General features: G+C 69.6%; 19 protein-coding genes. 17 read left to right on the top strand and 2 right to left on the bottom strand.

The genetic code is table 11. The features are described from left to right. Window positions 1–85: 85 nt before the first annotated feature. Window positions 86–835, bottom strand: coding sequence for an NAD(P)-dependent oxidoreductase (locus HOV77_RS07975; protein ID WP_290859710.1), 750 nt, complete (start codon window positions 833–835; stop codon window positions 86–88). A gap of 48 nt (window positions 836–883) precedes the next feature. Between HOV77_RS07975 and ligD the strand changes: the two genes are divergently transcribed. From ligD to HOV77_RS08060, 17 genes are all read left to right on the top strand, one after another. Continuing rightward, a complete protein-coding gene (gene ligD, locus HOV77_RS07980; RefSeq protein WP_290859712.1) occupies window positions 884–1,852 on the top strand; it encodes a non-homologous end-joining DNA ligase in 969 nt (322 codons plus the stop codon). 55 nt (window positions 1,853–1,907) lie between these two features. Beyond that, on the top strand, window positions 1,908–2,459 hold the full coding sequence (locus HOV77_RS07985) for a GrpB family protein (RefSeq protein WP_290859714.1): 552 nt from the start codon (window positions 1,908–1,910) through the stop codon (window positions 2,457–2,459). 28 nt (window positions 2,460–2,487) lie between these two features. After that, window positions 2,488–3,216 carry a TetR/AcrR family transcriptional regulator gene (locus HOV77_RS07990; RefSeq protein WP_290859716.1) on the top strand — a complete coding sequence of 243 codons (729 nt, stop codon included), beginning with the start codon at window positions 2,488–2,490 and terminating at the stop codon, window positions 3,214–3,216. Then, window positions 3,216–4,952: an ABC transporter ATP-binding protein gene (locus tag HOV77_RS07995; protein ID WP_290860001.1), complete on the top strand. Its 1,737-nt coding sequence runs from the start codon at window positions 3,216–3,218 to the stop codon at window positions 4,950–4,952. The genes HOV77_RS07990 and HOV77_RS07995 overlap by 1 nt, the downstream gene beginning before the upstream one ends. Window positions 4,953–5,056: 104 nt before the next feature. Beyond that, window positions 5,057–6,958: an ABC transporter ATP-binding protein gene (locus HOV77_RS08000; RefSeq protein WP_290860004.1), complete on the top strand. Its 1,902-nt coding sequence runs from the start codon at window positions 5,057–5,059 to the stop codon at window positions 6,956–6,958. Between the two features lie 173 nt (window positions 6,959–7,131). Further along, window positions 7,132–7,953, top strand: a complete 822-nt coding sequence (locus tag HOV77_RS08005; protein WP_290859718.1) for a DUF4397 domain-containing protein — start codon at window positions 7,132–7,134, stop codon at window positions 7,951–7,953. Continuing rightward, the gene (locus HOV77_RS08010) at window positions 7,950–8,570 is read left to right on the top strand and encodes a class F sortase (RefSeq protein WP_290859720.1); all 621 of its coding nucleotides are present in this window, start codon (window positions 7,950–7,952) and stop codon (window positions 8,568–8,570) included. Before HOV77_RS08005 ends, HOV77_RS08010 begins: the two co-directional genes overlap by 4 nt. A gap of 70 nt (window positions 8,571–8,640) precedes the next feature. After that, on the top strand, window positions 8,641–10,164 hold the full coding sequence (locus HOV77_RS08015) for a serine/threonine-protein kinase (RefSeq protein ID WP_290859723.1): 1,524 nt from the start codon (window positions 8,641–8,643) through the stop codon (window positions 10,162–10,164). 114 nt (window positions 10,165–10,278) lie between these two features. Further along, on the top strand, window positions 10,279–11,769 hold the full coding sequence (locus HOV77_RS08020) for a glycoside hydrolase family 75 protein (RefSeq protein ID WP_290859726.1): 1,491 nt from the start codon (window positions 10,279–10,281) through the stop codon (window positions 11,767–11,769). A gap of 109 nt (window positions 11,770–11,878) precedes the next feature. After that, the gene (locus HOV77_RS08025; RefSeq protein WP_290859729.1) at window positions 11,879–12,397 is read left to right on the top strand and encodes a hypothetical protein; all 519 of its coding nucleotides are present in this window, start codon (window positions 11,879–11,881) and stop codon (window positions 12,395–12,397) included. 37 nt (window positions 12,398–12,434) lie between these two features. Further along, window positions 12,435–13,544, top strand: a complete 1,110-nt coding sequence (locus HOV77_RS08030) for a Xaa-Pro peptidase family protein (RefSeq protein WP_290859731.1) — start codon at window positions 12,435–12,437, stop codon at window positions 13,542–13,544. Window positions 13,545–13,753: 209 nt separating this feature from the next. Continuing rightward, window positions 13,754–14,752: a PfkB family carbohydrate kinase gene (locus HOV77_RS08035; RefSeq protein ID WP_290860006.1), complete on the top strand. Its 999-nt coding sequence runs from the start codon at window positions 13,754–13,756 to the stop codon at window positions 14,750–14,752. Further along, the gene (locus HOV77_RS08040) at window positions 14,749–15,519 is read left to right on the top strand and encodes a 5'/3'-nucleotidase SurE (protein ID WP_290859733.1); all 771 of its coding nucleotides are present in this window, start codon (window positions 14,749–14,751) and stop codon (window positions 15,517–15,519) included. The genes HOV77_RS08035 and HOV77_RS08040 overlap by 4 nt, the downstream gene beginning before the upstream one ends. A 40-nt stretch (window positions 15,520–15,559) precedes the next feature. Further along, window positions 15,560–16,729, top strand: a complete 1,170-nt coding sequence (locus HOV77_RS08045; protein ID WP_290859736.1) for a DNA polymerase III subunit beta — start codon at window positions 15,560–15,562, stop codon at window positions 16,727–16,729. A gap of 9 nt (window positions 16,730–16,738) precedes the next feature. Further along, entirely contained in the window at window positions 16,739–17,629 is an 891-nt protein-coding gene (locus HOV77_RS08050; RefSeq protein ID WP_290859738.1) for a ribonuclease Z, read from the top strand. A gap of 116 nt (window positions 17,630–17,745) precedes the next feature. Further along, window positions 17,746–18,351, top strand: coding sequence for a TetR/AcrR family transcriptional regulator (locus tag HOV77_RS08055; protein ID WP_290859740.1), 606 nt, complete (start codon window positions 17,746–17,748; stop codon window positions 18,349–18,351). A 109-nt stretch (window positions 18,352–18,460) separates the two neighbouring features. After that, a complete protein-coding gene (locus tag HOV77_RS08060) occupies window positions 18,461–19,981 on the top strand; it encodes an MFS transporter (protein WP_290859742.1) in 1,521 nt (506 codons plus the stop codon). 57 nt (window positions 19,982–20,038) lie between these two features. Here the strand turns inward: HOV77_RS08060 and HOV77_RS08065 are convergent, their stop codons facing one another. Continuing rightward, window positions 20,039–23,218, bottom strand: a complete 3,180-nt coding sequence (locus tag HOV77_RS08065) for a penicillin acylase family protein (RefSeq protein ID WP_290859744.1) — start codon at window positions 23,216–23,218, stop codon at window positions 20,039–20,041. Window positions 23,219–23,226: the final 8 nt, after the last annotated feature.

Genomic DNA, 23,226 nt, shown 5'->3' on the forward strand with positions numbered 1-23,226 from the left:
GACGCGCCCGCCGGACCCGGCGCCGGACGCGCGCGCCGCGGCGGACGCGCGCGCAGCGCATCAAGCAGCGGACGCGTAAGGCGCATCACGCGCCGCGCGCGCCCGGAGCATCATGCGAGCGAGGCGAAGGCTCCCATCCGAGCAGCTGCCGAGCCTTCGCAATGCTCCACCGCCGCGCAGAGGTGTCGCCGGAGATGAGGAACGTCGAGCAACCGTCCCGATAGTCCACAGCGGACAGTACGGCGGCGGCGAGATCGCTGGCCGCGGTGGGTTCGACGAGTACGCCGTCGCCGGTGTGGTGCAGGATCGGTTCGCCCCACCGGGTCCAGGCCGGCCAGTCGGTGTCGGCGGTCGGCCAGGTGAGCCGCAGGATGGTCACCGTCATGTCCCATTCGCGGACGGCGGCTGCGCATACCTGCTCGCCGAGGTGCTTGGTGAGCCCGTAGAGGTCGGTCGCGTCCGATGGCTCGTCGCCGGTGAGCGTACGGTCGAGCAGGTCGCGGTAGACCGACAGGCTGCTGATGTGGACGGCGTGCGGGACGCCGTTCTCGTGTGCGGCCAGGAGCGCGAGGTGCACCGACTTCACGTTCACGTCGTACGCCTCGGCCGCCCCGACGGCGGGATCGAGGTCGTCGGATCCCATGGCACAGTGGATGACGACGTCGACGCCTTTCGTCGCGTCGCGCAGGGACGGCAAGTCGGTGGCGTCGCCTCGAATGAAGGCGCCGCTAGTGGGGGGTCGCCGGTCGAAGACGACGACGTCGTGCTCGCGGCTCAGAAAGGGGAGCAGGAGCGAGCCGACGTACCCGGAGCCCCCGATGAGCAGTATGCGCATCAGTCGATGATCCCACCAACGCGCGCGCCGAACGGAGATGATCGAAGCGTGAGCGCTTCCCGCCCGAGTTGGCCGCCGACGGTTCAGCCGATGCTGGCCACCGCCGGGGTCATTCCGGAGGGGCCGGGCTGGGCCTTCGAGTTCAAATGGGACGGCGTACGCGCCATCGCGTCCACCAGCTCGGCCGGCGATCTGCGCCTGATCAGCCGCAACGATCTGGACTTGACGAGCAGCTATCCGGAGCTGGCGGAGCTGGGGGCGTACCGGTCGCTCACGCTGGACGGGGAGATCGTGGCGCTCGATCCCACCACCGGCGCACCGTCGTTCGCGCTGCTCCAACGCCGCATGCACGTCAGCCGGCCGTCGGCGGCGCTGATCGCGGCCGTGCCGGTGCGCTATTTCGCCTTCGACCTGCTCTATCGGCGTACCACGCTGCTGTCGAAGCCGTGGAGTCAGCGGCGGGAGGGCCTCGACAAGCTCGGTCTCGGGGGCACGTCCATCGCGGTTCCGCCGTACTTCACCGGCGACGGCGCGGACGTGCAGGAGGCCGCGAAGCAGCAGCGGCTCGAAGGCGTGGTCGCCAAGCGGACCGACGGCGTCTACGAGCCCGGCCGCCGCTCGCGGGGCTGGATCAAGACGCCGCTGTTCGACACCGCCGAGGCCATCGTCTGCGGCTACACCGCGGGGGAGGGCCGTCGCGCGGGCACTCTCGGCGCGTTGCTGCTCGGCGCGTACGACGCTGCGGGCAGCCTGCGGTTCATCGGCCACGTCGGCACCGGCTTCAGCGACAAGGTCCTCGACCAGCTCATGGCCCTGCTCAAGCCGCTGGTCCGCGCGACGTCGCCTTACGACGAGGAAATTCCCAGGATGTACGCGAAGAAGGCGCGGTGGGTCGAGCCGAGTCTCGTCGGAGAGGTCATGTATCGCAACGTGACCCCGGACGGGCGGTTGCGGCATCCGTCCTGGCGGGGATTGCGCCCCGAGCGCCGGCCGGCCGAGGCCCGCATCACCTGGTGACGCCGCCCGTGGAAAACGGCTTGCCCGCTGGGCGCGACTGGAGTTTCCTCGTGCGGTGCGCCTTGACCCGATCGACATCGTCCCCTACGACCCCGCCTGGGAGACGGCGTACGCCGATGAGCGCGACCGGGTGACGACCGCGCTCGCCGGCTGGCTGACCGGTCCGGTCGAGCACATCGGCAGCACCTCGGTGCCTGGCCTGCCCGCCAAACCGATCATCGACATGCTGGCCCGCGTGCCGAAGTGGGATCCCGCGCTGACCTGGCCGCTCGCCGACGCACTCGCCGCCATCGGCTGGGTACACGCCCCGGAGCCCACCGACGACGCCCAGCGCAAGTGGTCGTTCTGTTTCCCCGACGCCAGGTGGCGTACGCATCACCTCCACGTGGTGGGCGAAGACTGGAACTGGCGGCCGCTGCTGGCGTTCCGGGATCACCTGCGGACGCATCCCGCCGACGCCGCCGAGTACGCCCGGATCAAGACCGAGCTGGCGGCGACGGATCGGCACGACCGACCGGCGTACCGAGCGGGCAAGGCGCCGTTCATCGAGTCGATCCTGACCCGGCTGTCCGCCGAGGGCGAAACACGGACGATCAAGCTTGAATGAGCGAGCACTCACTCAGTAAGCTCGTGCCGTGAAGACCGAGCCGAACCGACGCCGCCGAGTGCCCGCGATGGCCCCGGAGGACCGCCGCGCCGCGATCATCGCGGCGACGATTCCGCTGCTCAAGGAGCACGGGGTGCTGGTCACCACGAAGCAGATCGCCGAGGCGGCCGGAGTCGCCGAAGGCACCATTTTCGGCGTTTTTGCCGACAAACCATCCCTTATCCGCGCTGCCATCATGACCGTTTTCGACCCCACGCCGGTGGAGCGGGCGCTGTCGGCCATCGACCCGGAGCAGGACCTCCGCGGCCGCCTGGTGGACGCGGCCCAGATCCTGACGCGCGGGATGAAGGAGAGCGGCAAGCTCATCGGGCTCATCCGGACCTCCGCCAAGGGTGAGGACGAGTCGGGTGAACTGGTCGGCCGCATGAAGGAGATGCGCGAGCGGACCTTCGGCGCGGTCGCCCGGGTGATCGCGCCGGACCGGAGCCTGCTGCGCGTATCACCGGAGACGGCCGCTCACATGCTTGTCAGCCTGGTCTTCGCGATGGGTCACCAGGGGTTCTTCGGGCAGGCCACCCCGCCCGACGTCCGCCCGCTCGACGCCGACCAGATCGTCAGCCTGCTCCTCGACGGGCTGCTCGTCCGCGAGGAAGCCGGCTCGGACCTGCCGGACATCGGGACGATGCTGCTGGACGGCTGGGAGCGGGACCTGACGCAAAAAGCAGCGAATGACACAGCGAACCGATCGGGAGAATGATGCTCGTCCGCCTGTTGCGTAAGCACCTGCGGCCCTACCGGGGGGCGATAGCCCTGGTGGTGCTGCTGCAGTTCATCTCGACCCTGGCCACGCTCTATCTGCCCACGCTGAACGCCGACATCATCGACGACGGCGTGGTCACCGGCGACACCGGGTACATCATCAAGATCGGCGGGGTGATGCTGGGTGTCACCCTGATCCAGATCGCCTGCTCGATCGGGGCCGTCTACTTCGGGGCGCGTACCGCGATGGCGGTCGGCCGGGACATCCGGGCCGCGCTGTTCGACAGCGTGGAGTCGTTCTCCCTGCGGGAGGTCGGCAAGTTCGGGGCGCCGTCGCTCATCACCCGGACCACCAACGACGTCCAGCAGGTGCAGATGCTGGTCCTGCTCACCTTCACCTTGATGGTGGCTGCTCCGATCATGATGGTCGGCGGCGTGATCCTGGCGTTGCGGCAGGACGTTCCGCTGTCCGCGCTGCTGCTGGTCATCGTGCCGATCCTGTTCGCCATCGTGGCGTTCCTGGTCGTCCGCATGCGCCCGCTGTTCCGCCTGGTGCAGGAGCGTATCGACAAGGTGAACCGGGTCGTCCGCGAGCAGATCACCGGCATCCGGGTCATCCGGGCGTTCGTCCGCGACGAGCGCGAGCACGCCCGGTTCGGCGCGGCCAACCAGGAGCTCACCGACGTCTCGCTGGCGGTCGGCAAGCTGATGGCGACCGCGTTCCCGACGGTCATGCTGGTCGTGAACGTCTCCAGCGTCGCCGTCTTGTGGTTCGGCGGTCACCGGATCGCCGGGGGCGACATGGAGATCGGCGCGCTGACCGCGTTCCTGAGCTACCTCATGCAGATCCTGATGTCGGTCATGATGGCGACCTTCATGTTCATGATGATCCCGCGCGCCGAGGTCTGCGCCGAGCGGATCGAGGAGGTGCTGGACACCGAGTCCAGCGTCGTCCCGCCGGCCGACCCGGTCACCGACGTCACCCGGGACGGCCGTCTCGACCTGCGGCAGGTGGAGTTCCGTTACCCGGGCGCGGAGGAGCCGGTGCTGCGCCGGATCGACCTCACCGCCCGGCGGGGGGAGACCACCGCGGTCATCGGTTCCACGGGTTCGGGCAAGTCGACACTGCTCAACCTGGTGCCCCGGCTGTTCGACGTGACGGGCGGCGAAGTCCTGGTCGACGGCGTCGACGTACGCCGCATCGACCCGGCGCTGCTCGCGACGCTCGTCGGATACGTGCCCCAGAAGCCGTACCTGTTCTCGGGGACGATCGCGTCGAACCTGCGGTACGGCAACCCGGACGCGACCGACGAGCAACTGTGGCGGGCGCTGGAAGTGGCGCAGGCCAAGGACTTCGTCGCCGAGCTGCCCGACGGGCTCGAGTCGCCGATCGCCCAGGGCGGCTCGAACGTCTCCGGCGGCCAGCGCCAGCGCCTGGCGATCGCCCGGACGCTGGTGCTCGGGCCCGAGATCTACCTCTTCGACGACTCGTTCTCCGCCCTCGACTACGCCACCGACGCCCGGCTGCGGGCGGCGTTGAGGTCCGAGGTCGCCGACGCGACCGTCGTCATCGTCGCCCAGCGGGTCAGCACGATCCGCGACGCCGACCGCATCCTCGTCCTGGACGAGGGCGAGGTCGTCGGCGAGGGCACCCACAGCGAGCTCATGGCCGACAACCCGACCTATCGGGAGATCGTCCTCTCGCAGCTCACCGAGCAGGAGGCCGTCGCGTGACCAGCAACGAATCCCCGAACGGCAAGGCCGCCGCGCCGCAGGGCGAGGCACCGGCCGCTCCCGTACGCCGTCCGCAGGCCGGTCCCGCCTTCGGGCCGGGCCGGATGATGGGCGCCCCGGCGGAGAAGCCACTGGACTTCAAGGGCTCCCTCAAGCGGCTGCTGAAGATGCTGCGGCCGGAGCGGGGCATCGTCGCCGCCCTGATGGCCTTTGGCGTCGCCAGCGTCTTCCTGTCCGTGCTGGGCCCGAAGATCCTCGGCAAGGCGACCGACGTCATCTTCGCCGGGGTCGTGGGCCAGCAGTTCAAGGCACCTGGGATGACCAAGGACCAGGTCATCGCGGGTCTGCAGGCGTCCGGCCAGAACCGGGTCGCCGACATGCTGTCCTCAATGGACTTCACGCCCGGCCAGAGCATCGACTTCGACCGACTCGGCACGATCCTGCTCTGGGTGCTCGGCATTTACGTCGTGGCCTGGCTGTTCGGCGTGATCCAGGGCCGGCTGACCACGGTCGTCGTGCAGCGCACCATCTACCGGCTGCGCGAGCAGGTGGAGATGAAGCTGTCCCGGCTGCCGTTGAGCTACTTCGACAACCAACCCCGGGGCGAGGTGCTCAGCCGGGCGACGAACGACACCGACAACATCGCCCAGACGCTTCAGCAGACGCTGAGCATCCTGGTCACCTCGTTGCTGACGATCATCGGCGTACTGGGGATGATGTTCTGGATCTCGCCGCTGCTCGCGGTGATCGCGCTGATCACCGTGCCGCTGTCCATCATCGTGACGGCCCGGATCGGCAAGCGGTCCCAGCCGCAGTTCATCCGGCAGTGGTCCACCACGGGCAAGCTCAACGGGCACATCGAGGAGATGTTCACCGGGCATTCGCTGGTGAAGGTCTTCGGGCGGCAGAAGGAGGCCGCACGTACCTTCGCCGACCACAACGAGGCCCTGTACGCGTCGAGCTTCAAGGCGCAGTTCATCTCCGGGATGATCCAGCCCGCGTTGTTCTTCCTCGGCAACGTGAACTATGTGCTGGTGGCGGTGGTCGGTGGTCTGCGGGTGGCCTCGGGTGCGATGTCGCTGGGCGACGTCCAGGCGTTCATCCAGTACTCGCGGCAGTTCAGCCAGCCGCTGACGCAGGTCGCCAGTATGGCCAACCTGCTGCAGTCCGGGGTGGCCTCGGCCGAGCGGGTGTTCCAGCTGCTCGACGCGGAGGAGCAGTCGCCCGAGCCGCAGCACCCCGCGCGTCCGGCCGAGATCCGGGGACGGGTCGCCTTCGAAGACGTCTCGTTCAGCTACAAGCCGGACCGGCCGCTGATCGAGGACCTGTCGCTGTCGGTCGAGCCGGGGCACACCGTGGCGATCGTCGGGCCGACCGGCGCGGGCAAGACCACGCTGGTCAACCTGCTCATGCGGTTCTACGACGTGACCAAGGGCCGCATCACGCTCGACGGCGTCGACATCGCCGAGATGTCCCGCGACGAGCTGCGTGAGCAGACCGGCATGGTGCTGCAGGACACCTGGCTGTTCGGCGGCACGATCGCGGAGAACATCGCGTACGGGGCGGACAACCCGACTCGGAAGCAGATCATCGCAGCGGCCGAGGTGGCGCACGCCGACCGGTTCATCCGTACGCTTCCCGACGGCTACGACACCGTGATCGACGAGGAGGGCGGCAACATCAGCATGGGCGAGAAGCAGCTGATCACCATCGCCCGCGCCTTCCTCGCCGAGCCGACGATCCTCATCCTCGACGAGGCGACCAGCTCGGTCGACACGCGTACCGAGGTGCTGATCCAGCGGGCGATGAGCAGCCTGCGGGAGGGACGGACCAGCTTCGTCATCGCTCACCGGCTCTCGACGATCCGTGACGCCGACACCATCCTGGTGATGGAGAACGGGCAGATCGTCGAGCATGGCGACCACGCCGAGCTGATCGCCAAGGACGGGGCGTACGCCCGCCTCTACAAGGCCCAGTTCGCGCAGGCATTGGCCGAAGTGGACTGATTTCTGTCGCCAAACCGACCGGCCGCGGCCCAGTGAGGGACGCGGCCGGTCGCGCGTTCCGGCCTGCGTGGGAGCGACACCAGGCGGGGAGAAAGGCGGCAGAGCTCGGCCAAACGGGCAATGGTGAGGATCACCGTCACGGGGCACTCTTCACCGTGTCGAGGGGAGGCATCGTGCTGTCACGCGCTTCGCGGCTGGCCGTGGTCGCGCTGCTCATCGCCGGGGCCGTGCCCGCCGCGCAACCGGCGTACGCCGCCGGCCGCGGCTACGTCCGGCTGGCCCATCTGTCGCCGGACACTCCCGCCGTCGACGTGTACCTCTCCTCGCAGACCGGCGCGATCTCGGAGCAGGTCTTCCCCGGGGTGGGCTACGGCGTGATGTCGGCCTACCTGGCGCTTCCGGCCGGTGGCTACACGGTGTCGATGCGCGCCTCGGGTGCCCCGAAATCGGCTCCTCCAGTCCTGACGACGCAGGTCAGTGTCGCGGCGGGGGAGGCGTACACGATCGCCGGGGTCGGCCGGTATGCCGACTTGGGCCTGCGGGTGCTCACCGACGATCTGTCCCTGCCGGCGAACGGGCAGGCCAAGGTCCGCGTTATCCAGGCCTCCGTGCAGGCGCCCGTTCTCGGGGTGGCGCTACCCGACGGCACATCGGTCGCCGAGAACGTCGCGTTCGCCACCGCGACGGCGTACCAGCTGGTCAAGCCGGGTGACTGGCGGCTCGTGATCAGCCCGGCCGACGGCCGCGCGCCGACCGGCGTCGACTGTTCGCTCCAGCCTGGAAACGTCTACTCCCTGCTCATTCTCGACGGGCCGAAGGGTCTGCGCTCCGAGCTACGCACCGACGCGACCCGCTCCGGCGGCGTACCGACTGGTGGTGTCGAGACTGGTGCCGGCGGTGCCGCGCCCCCGCTGTGGCCGATGGCGGGTGCGTTGCTGCTGGTCGCAATGGGTGCCCTCTGGGGTCTGCGACGGCGGGCGGCCCAGGTGTGGTGACCGCGCCCGAGCCCGCGATCCGGCGCCATCGCGCGCCGGGGCCGGTCGGCGCGGTCCTGCTGGCGATGACCGCGGTCGGCGCGCTGGCGGGGGCCGTGGGTCTGCTGCGGGTCGACGCCGATCCGCGGCCTGCGGCGGCCTGGCTTCCCGGTTCGCCGACCGTCACCGCGAGCCCGGCCACATCGCCGCCGACTCGCTTGCGGATCGCCGCAATCGGCGTCGACACCCCGCTCATGCCGCTGCACCTCGACCTCGGCGGGCGGCTGACTGCGCCGAGCTCCTTCGAAAAGGCCGGCTGGTACGCCGAAGGCACCGCCCCGGGTGAGCCGGGTCCGGCGGTGATCGCCGGGCATGTGGATTCGATCCACGGCAAGGCGGTCTTCTTCCGCCTGCGCCAGCTCCGGCCGGGCGACCGGGTCGAGGTGTTGCGTGGCAGCGCTTGGGTCGGCTTCGTGGTGACCGCCGTCCACCAGTACGCCAAGAGCGCCTTCCCGACCGGCGAGGTCTACGGCCCGACGCCGGACGCGCAGCTGCGCCTGATCACCTGCGGCGGAGACTTCGACCGGGCCGTTCGGTCCTATGAGGACAATGTCGTCGTGTCGGCGGTGATGACATGACCGGCCGCAGGCTGGTCATCGGCCAGCACCGTTTTGATCATGCGAGCGCCGGCCGCAGGTCGGTGATCGCATGACCGAGACGACGGCTTTGATTGCGGGGCGGTACCAGCTGCTGGAACCGGTCGGCAAGGGTGGCATGGGCCGGGTGTGGCTGGCCCGCGACGAGGTGCTGCATCGGCAGGTCGCGATCAAGGAGGTCGTCCCGCCCGCCTGGCTGACGAAGACCGAACGTGGTCAGTTGCGGGAGCTGACGCTGCGGGAGGCACGGGCGGCGGCCCGGTTGAACCACCCCAACGTCGTCAAGATCTACGACGTGCTGCACTCCGAGAAGTGGCCGTGGATCGTGATGGAGTACGTCCCGTCGCGATCGCTGCACAAAGTGCTCGAGGAGGATGGCCCACTGCCGCCGCAGATCGCCGCCGAAGTCGGCCTGGCCGTGCTCGCGGCGCTGCAGGCGGCGCACGACGCGGGCGTACTGCATCGCGACGTCAAACCGCACAACGTGCTCATCGGCCCGGACGGCCGCGTCGTGCTCACCGACTTCGGCCTGGCCACGCTCGACACCGATGGGGCGATCACCCGGCCCGGCCTCATCGCGACGCCGCAGTACCTCGCGCCCGAACGCGCCCGGCTCGGCCTGTCCAGTGTGGAGTCCGACCTGTGGTCGCTCGGCGCGACCCTCTACGCCGCGGTCGAGGGGCGTACGCCGTATGCCCGGCCCAGTGTCGTCGAGACGCTCACGGCGCTCGCCACTCAGGAGCCGGATCCGTTGCTGCAGGCCGGACCGCTCAAGCCGGTCATCGAAGGTCTCCTGCGGCGCGACCCGAAGACGCGGATGACTTCGGCCGAGGTGGAGCGGCTGCTGACCCGGGCGGCCAACGGGCAGTCCACCGACGGCGACGCCCGACGCCGCCGCCGGATGCGGTTCATCCTGGCCGCCGTGCTGATCGCCGCGCTGGCGGCCGGTAGCGGCGCAGCCGTCGCCGCTGCGCGTACCGGAGACACCGATGGCGGCACCGATCCGGCGTCGCTGCTTTCCGCCTCGATCCAGGCCGGCGTGGTGGCCTGTGAACAGGTGGCTCCGGTCGACGCCCATCCGGTGCCCACCGACCGCCCCGGTCCGCCCGGTACGCCGAAACTCGTCACCGGGTTCACCTGGTACTTCCGGCCCGGCAGCTTCGGCGTCGGCGTACCGGTGGGGTGGAACTCGTGGGCGGTTGGGGCGACTGCCTGCTTCACCGATCCCCGGGGCGGGCGTGTGCTGGCGGTGGACCCGATCCGGCCGTCGACCCAGGACCCGCTCGACGGGGCTCGGGCCGAAGAGAACCGCCTGGTCGGCGCGGGTGCGTTGCCCGGGTACCAGCTCGTGCACCTCAAGGCGCTGTCGATGGCGCTGCCCGCCGCCGAGTGGGAGTTCACCTTCGACTCCGGCGGCGCACGGCGGCACGCGGTGGTGATCGTCGTGAGCCATCCGCTCGCCGACTTCGTCGTCTACTGGGCCACCGATGAGGCCGACTTCACGCCGAATCGCGCCCTCTACGACGTCGTGCGGGCGAGCTTCCGCCCACCACCGCCTGGGGCTGCGCCGAGGTAGGCCAGCCTTCGATCGCCACTCCGCAATGTCTTGACTTCGATCGATACGCGCTCCTAGCATTCATCGCCGTACGTCAGTAAGGCAACCTAACTGACAGTTCGGAGAGGAGCGTACGTGGAGCACGTCCGACTACGCCAGCCCCGGTTGCGGCGCCTGCTGGCCGCCGCGACCGGAGTGGCGACTCTCGTCCTCGGCGTGGTGGTCCCCGCCGCGCCCGCCGTCGCCGCGCCGACCCGTTACGAGGCGGAGAGCGCGACTATCTCGCAGGGGGCGGTGGCGACCAACCACACCGGATACTCCGGCGCGGGATTCGTCGACTACACCAACGTGTCCGGGAGCTACATCCAGTTCGCCGTCAACGCCGCCGGCGCGGGCACGGCCACCCTGTCGATCCGGTACGCCAACGGCACGACCACGAACCGGCCGATGGACATCGCCGTCAACGGGACGGTCGTCTCCGCCGGGCTGGCCTTCGCCGGCACCGGCAGTTGGGACACCTGGGCGACCAAGACCCTGACCGCCCCGGTCACCGCGGGCTCGAACACGGTCCGGGCCACGGCGACCACCGCCAACGGCGGGCCGAACGTGGACTATCTCGACTTCGAGGTCCAGGTCACGACGACCGTCGACTATCAGGCCGAGGATGCGGCCATCTCCCAGGGCGTCGTCGAGGCCAACCACACCGGTTTCACCGGCACCGGGTTCGTGAACTACGACAACGTCGTCGGTAGTTACGTGCAGTGGACCGTGAACGCCGCGTCCGCCGGCAGCACCAGCTTCACCATCCGGTACGCGAACGGCACGACCACGAACCGGCCGATGGACATCGCCGTGAACGGTGCGGTCGTGACGGCGGGGATGGCGTTCGGCAGTACCGGGACCTGGGACACCTGGGCCGAGCAGACCATCACGACCACGTTGTTCGCGGGCGCGAACGTCATCCGTGCGACGGCGACGACCGTCAACGGCGGCCCGAACGTCGACCGGCTGCGCCTGGGTTCGGGTGGTGGCGGTGGAGCACCGACCGCCGCGGAGTTGCTCGCCAAGCTGAGTGGTTGCAGCCAGATCTCGAACGGCAAGTACAAGACGGACTCCGACGTGTCGACGGCCACCGTCCCCGTATGCCAGAAGACAGGCGCGGTGTTCTGGCAGGCGGACATGGACATCGACTGCGACGGCGTACGCACCACGCAGTGCAACGAGAACACCGACTGCTGCTTCCAGGCCGACACGTTCTGCCATTCGTCGTCGGACAGCCCGCTCAACGCGGCCGGGCTGCCGTACGTGGTGGTGCCCAGTCCCAGCAGCACCTGGGATTACCGCAACTATTCGATCGGCTGCGGCACGGTCGTGGCGGTCATCTACAACAACAAGGTGGAGTACGCGGTGGTCGGAGACACCGGGCCGACCGCCATCATCGGTGAGGCGTCCTACAAGACGGCCTCCGATCTGGGGATCAACCCCGATCCCAGCAATGGCGGCACCGACTCCGGCGTCACGTACATCGTCTTCCAGGGTTCGCAGCGGGTCTCGCCGATCGAGAGCCACAGCGCGGCGATCACCCTCGGTCAGTCGCTGGCCAGTTCCTTCGTGAACAACAACTGAAACCGGACTTCTGACCTTTTTCGTCGCAGCTATCACCAGACCTCCCGTGCTCAATCGCCAGCCCTGTTACCTTGGGTCACCGATGGAGCACGGGGGGTGCACTATGCGGGTGACGCACCGCACAGCGGCGATCGCTGCCATGGTCATCGTCGGCGCGTTCGCCAACTACGCGCCTGCACCTTCATCAGCGCCTGCGGCCACGGGCTCGGATCAGGTCGTGACCTTCGCCGGGATCGCCGACGTCCGGTTCGGTGACACCGTCGCCGAGCTGACCGCCGACCATGGGCTCACGAAGCCGCCGGGCGCCTGTGTCATGCAGTTCGCCGACCTCACCGGCGTCGATCCGGTGTTCGTCGACAACCGCCTGGTGCTGCTGTGGGCCCATGCCCCGGTGCGTACGCCGGAGGGGATCAGCGAAGGCAGCGCCGTCGACGCGGTGCGGCAGGCGTACTCGGGTGAGGTCGAGCTGACTCCGCCGGCGGGCAGTCACGCGTACCCGGCGATCATGGTCCGGCAGGGGGATGCGGCGTACCTGTTCCTTCATGACGGGACGACCGTGCAGAAGGAGATCGCGGGCTACGCTGACTACGTCCAGCGGCTCTACACGGACGGCTTCGGCGCCTGCTGAGCCCGCTGGCGTTCACCGCCGAGCCCGGGAGAGCGCCATGGCCATGCCGTTCACCAGCGACGAGTACGCCGACCGCCTGGATCGGGTCGCCCGGGCGGCGGCCGGAGTGGGACTGGGCGGGCTGCTGATCACGCCCGGCCCGGATCTGGCGTACCTGTGCGGATATGAGCCGCCCACCACGGAACGGCTGACCGTGCTGGCGGTCGCCGTCGACCGGGAACCCGTCCTCGTCGTGCCCCGCCTGGAGCGCGGGGACGCCGAGAAGTGCCCCGGCGCCGGTCACCTCCGGCTGGTCGACTGGCGGGACGGGACCGATCCCTATGCGGTCGCGGCGGAAGTGCTTGGCGCTTCGGCGTACGCCATCTCCGACTCCGCCTGGGCCATGCACGTCCTGGGCCTCCAGCGCAGTGCGCCGCACATCGCGTACAAGTCGATGACCGAAGCCTTGCCCATGCTCCGGGCCGTGAAGGACGCCGCGGAGCTGGACCGGCTGCGCAAGGCCGGCGAGGCCGCGGACCGCGCGTTCGAGGCGATCCTGACCATGGCCTTCGCCGGGCGGCGCGAACTGGACGTGGCCGCGGACCTGACCCGGCTGCTGCACGACTTCGGCCATGAGCGCGTGGACTTCGCGCTGGTCTGCTCCGGCCCGAACGGGGCGAATCCGCACCATCACGCGGGCGAACGGGTCGTCGAGGACGGCGACATGATCGTGCTCGACTTCGGCGGCCTGCGCGACGGCTACGGTTCCGACATCAGCCGCACCGTGCACGTCGGCGAGCCGACCGCCGAGGAGCTGGAGATCCACGACATCGTCCGGCGTGCCCAGCAGGCCGCCTTCGACGCCGTCGCGCCCGGCGTGCCGTGCGAGGAGATCGACCGGGTGGCCCGGCGGATCATCACGGAGGCGGGGCACGGTGAGCATTTCGTGCATCGCACCGGGCACGGCATCGGGATGAGCGGGCACGAGCCGCCGTACCTCGTCGAAGGTGAGACGCGGCAGCTCGTGCCGGGGATGTGCTTCTCGATCGAGCCGGGCATCTACCTCAAGGGGCGCTTCGGCGTACGCATCGAGGACATCGTCACCGTGACCGAGACCGGCGGCGAGCGGTTCAACCTGACCACCCGCGAACTCGCCATCGTCGGCTGACGCTTCCCCTGTCGGGCGCTTTCCGCGCGGGCGCTTTCCGCGCGGGCGCTTTCCGCGCGGGCGCTTTCCGCGCGGGCGCTTTCCGCGCGGGCGCTTTCCGCGCGATCATGAACTTTCGGGCGTGATCGACCGGCGAGTCGCGTGCCCGGCATCCTGATCGATTCCGTTTCCCCGTGATCGACAACGGGTAGGGGACAGCCGTGCGTGTCATGGTCTTCGCCCCGGCGCCGCAGTTGACGGTGACCGTCGAACGCCCCGGCCGGGGTGGCTCCGACGAGATTCACCTCCACGCGGGCGGGCAGGGTGTCTGGCAGGCCCGGATGATCGCCTCGCTCGGTGCGCAAGTCGTGTTCTGCACCGCGCTCGGCGGCGAGGCCGGCCAAGTGCTCTCGACTCTCATCGAAGCCGAGGGGATCGAGGCGCGGGTGGTGCACACCCACTCGGCGACCGGGGCGTACGTGCACGACCGGCGCGCCGGCGAACGGCGTGAGGTCGCGGTCATGCCCGGTGAGGCGCTCGGTCGCCACGAGCAGGACGAGCTCTACGGGCTCACCCTCACCGAGGGACTGCGGGCGCAGGTGAGCGTGCTCAGCGGGATGGCCGAGACGCCGGTGCTGCCACCAGACGTCTATCGCCGGTTGGCCGGGGATCTCCGCCGCAACGGTGGCACCGTCGTCGCCGACCTGTCCGGGGCGTACCTCGATGCCGTGCTGGAAGGCGGGCTCACCCTGGCCAAGGTCTCGCACGAAGAACTCGTCCGGGACGGCCGGGCCGCCTCAGACCAGACCGCTGATCTCGTCGGAGCCATGCGGCAGCTGCGAGACAACGGGGCCAAGGCAGTGGTCGCCACTCGGGCCGAAAAGCCGGCGTTGGCGCTGCTGCCCGAGCCGGAGGACACGATCGTCGAGGTACGCATGCCGGAACTGGAACCTGCCGATCATCACGGTGCCGGTGACTCGATGACCGCCGGGATCGCGACCGTGCTGGCCCAGGGCGGTGACCTGCCCGCCGCCGTACGCCTCGGCGCGGCGGCCGGAGCGCTCAACGTCACCCGGCACGGGCTCGGCACCGGCCGGGCCGACGCCATCGAGCGCCTGGTCGAACGGGTGTCGCTGCGGGCGTACGACGGCGAGCCGATGCCGCCCATGGACGGCCACGCCACCCCGGACGAACTGGCACATCGGACACGACCGGGAGGTCCGGCATGACCAGGGTGGTGGTCACCAACGACGACGGCATCGACGCTCCGGGACTGCATCAGCTCGCGGCCAGCCTGCACGAGGCCGGGCTGGACGTGGTGGTGGCCGCGCCGTCCCGGGAACGCAGTGGTAGCAGCGCCGGGATCACGGCCACCGAGGAAGGCGGCCGGATCGTCGCCGAGGAACGCGAGCTTCCGGGGCTGCCCGGGCTGTGTGCGTACGCGGTCGCGGCGACGCCGGGGTTCATCGCGATGATCGCCGTCCGGGGCGCCTTCGGGGAACCGCCCGACCTCCTGCTCTCCGGGATCAACCGCGGCGCGAACTGCGGCAACGCCGTCCTGCACTCCGGCACCGTCGGGGCCGCCTTCACCGCCGCGATCGGCGGCGTACGCGCGATGGCGGTGTCGCTCGACGTCCCGCACGGCAAGGTGGACGGCGAACTGCACTGGGAGACGGCCGGACGGCTCGCCGTGGACCTGTTGCCGCTGCTCGACCAGGTGCCGACGTCGGTCGTGCTCAACCTCAACGTCCCCGACGCGGAGGAGGTCACCGGACTCCGGCAGGCCCTGTTCGGCGGCTTCGGCCAGGTGCAGATCGGTCTCGCCGAGATCACCGCAGGAGCGGTCCGGACCACTCTGGAGGAGACCGGCGAGCAGCCCAAACCCGGCACGGACCTGGACCTGCTGGCCCAGGGGTACGCCACGATCACTCCGGTCCAGCCGTTGCAGGAGGCTCCGATCGAGCTCTCCCTGCCGGTCGCCCTCCCCGCGCGCTGATCAACCCGAATGTGTCGGACCCCGGCCGTACGCTGCGCCCATGATCACGGAGTCGACTGTGGAGTTCACCGTGGCGACCGCGCCGTTCGCCCGGGCCGCCGCGCGGGCCGATCGGCTGCTGCCACCACGGTCGGCGCGCGCCGGTGGCGTCACGCTCACGGCGTCCGGTGACGGCGTACGGGTGGGCGCGTCGGGCGAGGAGGCGGCGGTGTGGGGCGATGTCCCGGCCGTCGTCAACGTCGACGGCGTCGTCGCGGTGGGCCGCCGGGCGCTTGCCTCGACGGTGGCTTCGCTCGACGCTGAGGAGGTCCGCGTACGCGTAGAGGGGTCGCGGCTGGCAATCCGCACCGGGACCGCCAGGTTCGCCTTGCCGCTGCTCGATCCGGCAGCGCTCGGGCCGGTCCCGGCACCGCCGCCGGTAGCCGGCCGGGCGCCGGTCGAGGCGGTCAGGTCGGCCGTCGCGGCGGTGGCCGGAGCTGCGTCCCGCGACGGCTTGCCGCTCTTCGGCGGCGTACGCCTCCGCTCCGACGGGGACACCCTCCGGCTCGCCGCCACCGACCGATTCCGGCTGGCGGTCGCGGCGGTTCCGTGGACTGCGGTGGGCTCGGTCGACGTGCTGATCCCGGCCGGTCTGCTCACCGAAGCCGTGCGGATGCTCACCGGACCGGAGGTCACGATGCTCGCCGAGGCCGACCGCCTCGGGCTGTCCTGGGCGGAGGGCGACCCGGCAAAGGGGGCCGCAGCGGAGGGCGACCCAGCGCAGAGTAGTCCAGCGGAGGGCGGCATCCTGCTGTCGTCGCTCGCGTTGCCGTTCCCGGATGCGCAGCTCGACCGGCTGCTGAGCGTACGCCCCGAGTGCACTGTGGACGTGGAAGCAGCCCTGCTTCGGGCGGCGGTCGAGCGCGCGATGCCGTTCGCCGGGCCGATCGGGACGGTGACCCTGGAAGCGGCGGACGGCGTCGTCGTGGTGCGCGGCTCGGACGACGGAGCCGGTGACTCCCGTGAGGAGGTCAAGGCCGAGGTGACCGGCTCGGCAAGGGCGTCCTACCAGGGTCGTTACCTGCTCGACGCGCTGCGTTGCTTCGGCGGCGAACGAGTGACCTTGCAGCTCCAGGCCGGCATCCAGCCGTCGAGCATTACCGCGGCCGCCGATCCAGCCGACGGCGCTGAGCTGCGTTATCTGGTCGTTCCGCTGCGTCCGGCTCCGTAAGCTGCAGCGGTGACCCGTGAGCTGATCGTCCTCGGCACCGCCAGCCAGGTGCCGACCCGCCAGCGCAGCCACAACGCGTACTTGTTGCGCTTCGACGAGTACGGCGTGCTGTTCGACCCGGGCGAGGGCGCCCAGCGCCAGATGCTGCTCGCCGGCTTGCCCACCTCAGCGGTCGACCGGATCTGCGTCACGCACTTTCACGGCGACCACTGTCTCGGCCTGCCCGGGATCATCCAGCGGCTGTCGCTCGACGGCGTCGACCATCCGGTGCCCGTGCACTTCCCGGCGAGCGGAGCGGTGTACTTCGAGCGTCTTCGCCATGCGAGCTTCTTCGTTGACAAAGCCCCGGTCGAGCCTGCGCCGATCGAGGCTGACGGGCTAATCGGGACCGGCCCCTTCGGTTCGCTGTACGCACGTCGTCTGCACCACTCGGTGGACTCCTACGGCTACCGTCTCGTCGAACCGGACGGGCGGCGCATGCTGCCCGACCGCCTGGCCGCGGCCGGCGTCTACGGCGCGGACATCGGCCGTTTGCAACGGGACGGCGGTCCGCTGCTCGATCAGGTCAGCGAGGTACGCCCCGGCCAGATCGTGGCGTTCGTGATGGACACCGGGTGGTGCCCGGCCGCCGTGGAGCTGGCCGCCGACGCCGATCTGTTGATCATCGAGGCGACCTTCCTGAACACCGAGACCGAGCTCGCCGCGATCTCCGGGCACCTGACCGCCGAGCAGGCCGGCCGGATCGCCGCCGAGGCGGGCGTACGCAAACTTGTGCTCACCCACTTCTCCCAGCGGTACGCCGAACCGCACGCGTTCGGCGAAGAGGCAGCTCAGGCGTATTCGGGAGAGATCGTGGTCGCGGAGGACCTCACACACATCCCGCTGCCCGCCCGCCGCTGAGGACGCGGGCGTGGTGATCGTCACTCAGCTCGCCGTTGGGTGATCGCCGATCATGGGGTTAGAGTCCGGTGTACGGAACGGTTTCGTACACATAGCTCGAGGGGGAGGGGACGAGCATGACTGACACCGCTGTCGACGTGCGCCGACCCGTCTCGCGCCGGGGGGCCGGTCGCCGCGAGGCGATCTGCGAGGCGGTCTTCGAGCTGCTCGCCGAGGTCGGCTACGACCGGATGACGATGGACCACGTGGCGGAGCGCGCGCACGCCAGCAAGGCCACGATATACCGGACCTGGTCGGACAAGCCGGAGATGGTGGTCGACGCCATCGTCCAGCATTTCGGCGAGGAACCGCCCCCGGTCGACACCGGGTCGCTGCGTGGCGACCTGCTCGACCTCATGGACCGCGCGTGCACGGCGGTGAACCGTGCCGACGGCGACGTCATCACCGGCCTCATCACCGCGGCCGGGCATACTCCCGCCCTGGCCTCGGCGCTGCAACGCACCATCCTGGAGTCGAAGGCGTACCTGTTCACGACGATTGTGGACCGGGCGATCGCACGGGGAGAGCTTCCCGAGGGGACCGGCGCCGGCACGCTCCAAGAAGTGATGCACGCCATGATCGTGAGCCATAAGACCTGGCAGTGCGGCCCGATGGCGGAGGAGTACGCGATCCACGTCGTCGACGATGTGCTCCTGCCTGTCCTGAAACGCACCACTTCCTGACATATCTAGCAAAGTCGATTTGTCGGCCGCGGTCACTAGCCTGACCCGGTCCGGCGGTGGGCGCGTGCGCCCGAAACCGCCACTCACCACCTCATTGGAAGGGACATTCATGTCCAACGACACCACGACGGCCCGCAACTCCGTCGCCACCCCGGCCCGCGCCGACGCCGGTCAAGCGGCGTCGCACCCGCCGGACCGCCGGCGCTGGCTGGCGCTCGTCGTCATCGCGATCGCGCAGCTCATGGTGGTGCTCGACGCCACCATCGTGAACATCGCGATGCCGTCGGCCCAGGAAGCGCTGAACATCTCGCAGGCCGACCGCCAGTGGATCGTCACGGCGTACACCCTGACCTTCGGTGGTCTGCTGCTGCTGGGCGGCCGGATCGCCGACTACGCCGGGCGTAAGCGGATGCTGCTCATCGGCCTGGCCGGCTTCGCCCTCGCCTCCGCGCTGGGCGGTGTGGCCCAGAACGGCGCCATGCTCTTCGCCGCGCGCGCCCTCCAGGGCGTCTTCGGCGCGCTGCTCGCCCCGGCGGCCCTGTCTCTGATCACGGTGACGTTCACCGAGGTCAAGGAGCGGGCCAAGGCGTTCGGCGTCTTCGGTGCGATCTCCGGCGGTGGCGCCGCCCTGGGCCTGATCCTCGGCGGTCTGCTCACGCAGTACCTCGACTGGCGCTGGTGCCTGCTGGTGAACATCCCGGTCGCCGCGATCGCGATCTTCCTGGCGATCCCGATCGTCCGGGAGAGCAAGGCCGAGGGCAACACGAAGTACGACATCCCGGGTGCGCTCCTGTCGACGGCCGGTCTGGTCGCCCTCGTCTACGCCTTCACCAAGGCCGCCGACGACGGCTGGGGCTCCAGCGTCACGCTGAGCCTGTTCGCGGTCGCGGCGGTGCTGCTGATCGCGTTCGTCGTCGTCGAGATCCGCAGCTCCCACCCGCTGCTGCCGATGCGCGTGATCCTGCACCGCAACCGGGGCGGTTCGTATCTCACCTCGGTCACCCTGGGCGCGGGCATGATGGGCATGTTCCTGTTCATGACCTACTACTTCCAGGGCACGCTGCACTACTCGCCGCTCAAGAGCGGTGTCGCGTACCTGCCGTTCTCGGTGGGCATCATCCTCACCGCCGGCATCGGCAGCACCCTGCTGCCGAAGATCGGCCCGCGAGTGATGATGACGGCCGGGGCGCTGCTGGCGACGGCCGGCATGGTCTGGCTGACCCAGCTGAAGGCGGACTCGTCCTACCCGACGCTGATCATGCCCGCCCTGTTCATCATGTCGGTCGGCATGGCCTGCTGCTTCGTGCCGCTGGGCAACACCGCGCTGTCGGGTGTGTCCAACCACGACGCCGGCGTGGCCAGCGCGATGATCAACACCTCGCAGCAGGTCGGCGGCTCGCTCGGCGTCGCGCTGCTCAACACGGTGTTCACCACCGCGGTGGCGAACTACATCACCGACCACGGCGCCCCGTCGCCGCAGATCCTGGCCGACAGCCAGATCCACGGCTACAACGTGGCGTTCACGGTCAGCGCCGTGCTGCTCGCGGTCTCCGCGGTGATCACCTTCGTGGCGATCCGCCGGGACAAGAACGCGGCTGCGGCTCCGGGGGGCGCGGTCCACATCGGCTAGTCGCACGTCAGACAACGGCGGGCTCCCCGGTGGGAGCCCGCCGTTGTCGTGTCGCTGCTATTTCGCGTACACCTCGAATTCCCAGAGCGAGTAACCGTAGGACGTGCCGCGCGTGACTCCCGTCATGCGCACATACCTCGCGCTGGTCGGGGTGAAGGCGTCGATGTCCAGGCCGCCGTTGCCCGCGGCCGTCGACCAGACGGTGGTCCAGGTGCTGTTGTCGGTCGAGGTCTCTATCTTGTACGCGCGACCGTACGCAGATTCCCAGTGCAACAAGACGCGTCCGACCGACTGGACGGAGCCGAGATCGACTTTGATCCAGTTGCTGTCGTTGTACGAGCTCGACCAGCGTGAGCCGTCGTTGGCGTCGACCGCCTTGCCGGGCGTGTAGCTGGTCAGGAACTGGGTGCTGGACGCGGTCGCGGTCTTGCCGTTGGCCAGGTTCGCGATATTGTCGCCGCGGTGTGCGGGGAACGATACGACCTGCTGATAGGTCGGGCGGTTCTGCCAGCTGATCTTGTCGTCGGTGATGCCGCCGAGCGGAGACTGCACGACGCTGTCCGCGCACCACTGATCACCGGCCGAGCAGTACTTGTCCGCCGGATAGACCGAGGTGGCGGGCGTCGCCGCCGCGCTGCTGAGCGTGCTGAGCAGCATCGACCGGCAGGCGGTCAGGCTGCCGCCGCCGCAGTAGGTCACCGCGAGCGGGCCGCTGACCGGGCGGGCGAGGACCGACCGCAGGTCCTTGCTCACGTAACCCCACCACCCGTGCTGGAACGACGAGCCCTTGTGGCCCTGGGTGTCGTTCAGCGAACCGCCGCTGCCGGCCGGATCCTGCTGCCCACCGGACGGCGACTCGTTGATCTGCATCGCGCCGACCAGGGAGGCGTACAGGCTGTCGCCCAGCGACGCCTTGAACTCGCCGGACACCAGCAGCGGCCACCAGGCGTCGAAGATCCGGATCGCGTCGGCGTACTGGTAGACGTGGGAACCGGCGGACGTCTCGGCCCGCCGTCCGCCCGCGTTCAGCCAGGTACGCAGACTGCTGACCAGCGCGGCTTGGTTCGCGTCGGTGACCGTCTGGCTTTCGACCACGTCCAGCGCCAGGTCCAGTGTCTCGGTCGCCCGGAGGTCGGTGACCGCGGCGGTGGCCATGACGCGTACGACGTCGGCGCGGGTGAGCTTGTGCCCGCCTGCGCTGGCCGCGCGTACGCCCTTGTCGAGGAGCTGTGCCCGGTGAACCGGCCCGAAACTGAAGTTGCCGTCGGCTGCGCTGTAGTCACCGGCCTGCTTGTTGTTCCAGCTGACGAAGAAGTCCTGGTTCACCGCCTGCGGGTGGGCGCTCGCCGGGGTGTACGCAGCGGCGTTGGTGTCGGGGTTCCAGCCGACCCACTCGTGTGCCGCGTCGGCCTTCTGCGGCAGGTTCGGGTCCGCAGTGGACTGTCGTTGCGGGTTCGATCCCGAGTTGAAGTACGCCGCCTGGGAGTTCGAGACGTAGAACCAGTTGAACGCGTACCCGACGTTGGCCGCCGAGTTCATGAACGCGGCGGCGTCGCCCATCTGCGACGGGTCGTTGAACATCTGGAAGCCGATCGCGGAGTCGGCCTCGTGCCGATAGGTCGACCGCAACGACGTGTACGCCGTCGGCACGCCCCCGGCCAGCCCGCGATGCGTGACGAGCCCGTACTTCGTGCGATAGGTGATCAGCGAGTACGACCCGGCCGGAGTCGAATCGGCCGTGGTGGGCTGCCAGGCGTTGTCCTGCCGCAGCGTCTCCATCGGCGTGCACACCCCACGGAACAGATACGCCATGGAGTTCACCGTCGGGGTGGACCCGCTGGTCTCACAGAGCTGGACGGCGTACGTGTCGGTGATGTCCTGCCCGGCGGAAGTGGCGCTCCAGGCGTAGTCCTGGCCCCGGCCGAGCTGCACATACAGGTTGACCCCGGCGAAGGACGCGCCCCGGGCGCTGATCCCCGGTCCCTGCAGCTCCTCCAGCATGAGTAGCTGCGGTGAGAAGTACCCGGTCTGCGGGCCGAACACCGCGATCGGGTTGCCGGTCGCGCTCAGCGCGCCGGAGACGACGATCGCGTTCGACAGGCCCTTGCGTTCGGTCGCCGGCTCGACGGCCTCGGCGGAGACTCCGGCACTTCCCGTTCGGTTGTAGACGACCGGTACGCCGGACGTCGTCCCCCGGTCGGGCAGCACCACGCCGGTGGCGTTCGCGGGCGACTGCCCGTACGGGAAGCTCTGCCCATTGTGGAGAGTCAGGAGCGTCTCGGGATCGTTCTGCTCCCGGAAGGCGCGCCAGACCTGGTCGCCGACGGTGACGCCGTATTTCGCCTGGGCTTCCACCCGGACCAGCGCCGACGCCATCTCCCCGCCGCCGCCTCCGCCGAACAGGCCGCCGACGACACCGGAGATGGCCACGATGTCGGTGACCTTGAACGGCACCGGGCCGCCCTCGTTCGTGACCGCGTCGAGGTGACCGGTCAGCACGTACTCGCCGGGGCAGTCCACCGGGGACTGCGTCATGCAGTGGTTGATGTACGCGTTCACCCCCGCGATGTACTGCGTGATGTCGGTGTAGAGCTGCGCTCCGCGCGTACCGCTGCTTTGGAGGGCGTTGACCTGGGCCTGCAGATCGGCTTCGGTGTACGGCGAATTACGCCAGACGCTCTGTTCCAGCGCCTGATTGCCGGGTGATCCGCCGGCGAAACCGGTGAGGGTTCCCCGGCCGACGTGCCGGAGCAGGTCCATGAGGAACAGCCGGTCCTGCGCTCCGGCGTACCCCGCGCCGAACATGGTGCCCTCGCGGGTGGTGCCCGTGATGTGCGGTACGCCAGTCGCCTTGTCGCGCACGATGGTGACGTCGGATCGGGGGCTGATCGTGCTCTCGACCTGTCCGGCCGGCACCCCGAAGGCGCCGTCGTTGTAGAACTGGCCGATCTGCTCGTCCGTCAGCCCGGTGTACGCGCTCAGCAGATTCGCGTACGCGGCGAGCTGGTCGGCGGAGTGGGCCGGGCGGGTGCCGATGCTCTGGTGCAGCAGGATTCCGGCCAGCGTGGCGTTGCCGTTCTCGCCCGGGGGCAGGATGTCGTTGCACTGATCGAGGCAGAAGTCGTTCGTTCGCAGGTACGCGCTCGCGGCGTACGCGGGGGCGGCCGGTGCGACGACGACCATGGCTGCGGTGAGGGCGAGCGCGAGGGTCGCCCTGGTTTGGAGTTTGACGGACATGGGCAGTG

Origin of the sequence: Hamadaea sp. (assembly GCF_013362815.1) — a bacterium.
In the GTDB taxonomy this organism is placed as follows: Bacteria; Actinomycetota; Actinomycetes; order Mycobacteriales; family Micromonosporaceae; genus Hamadaea.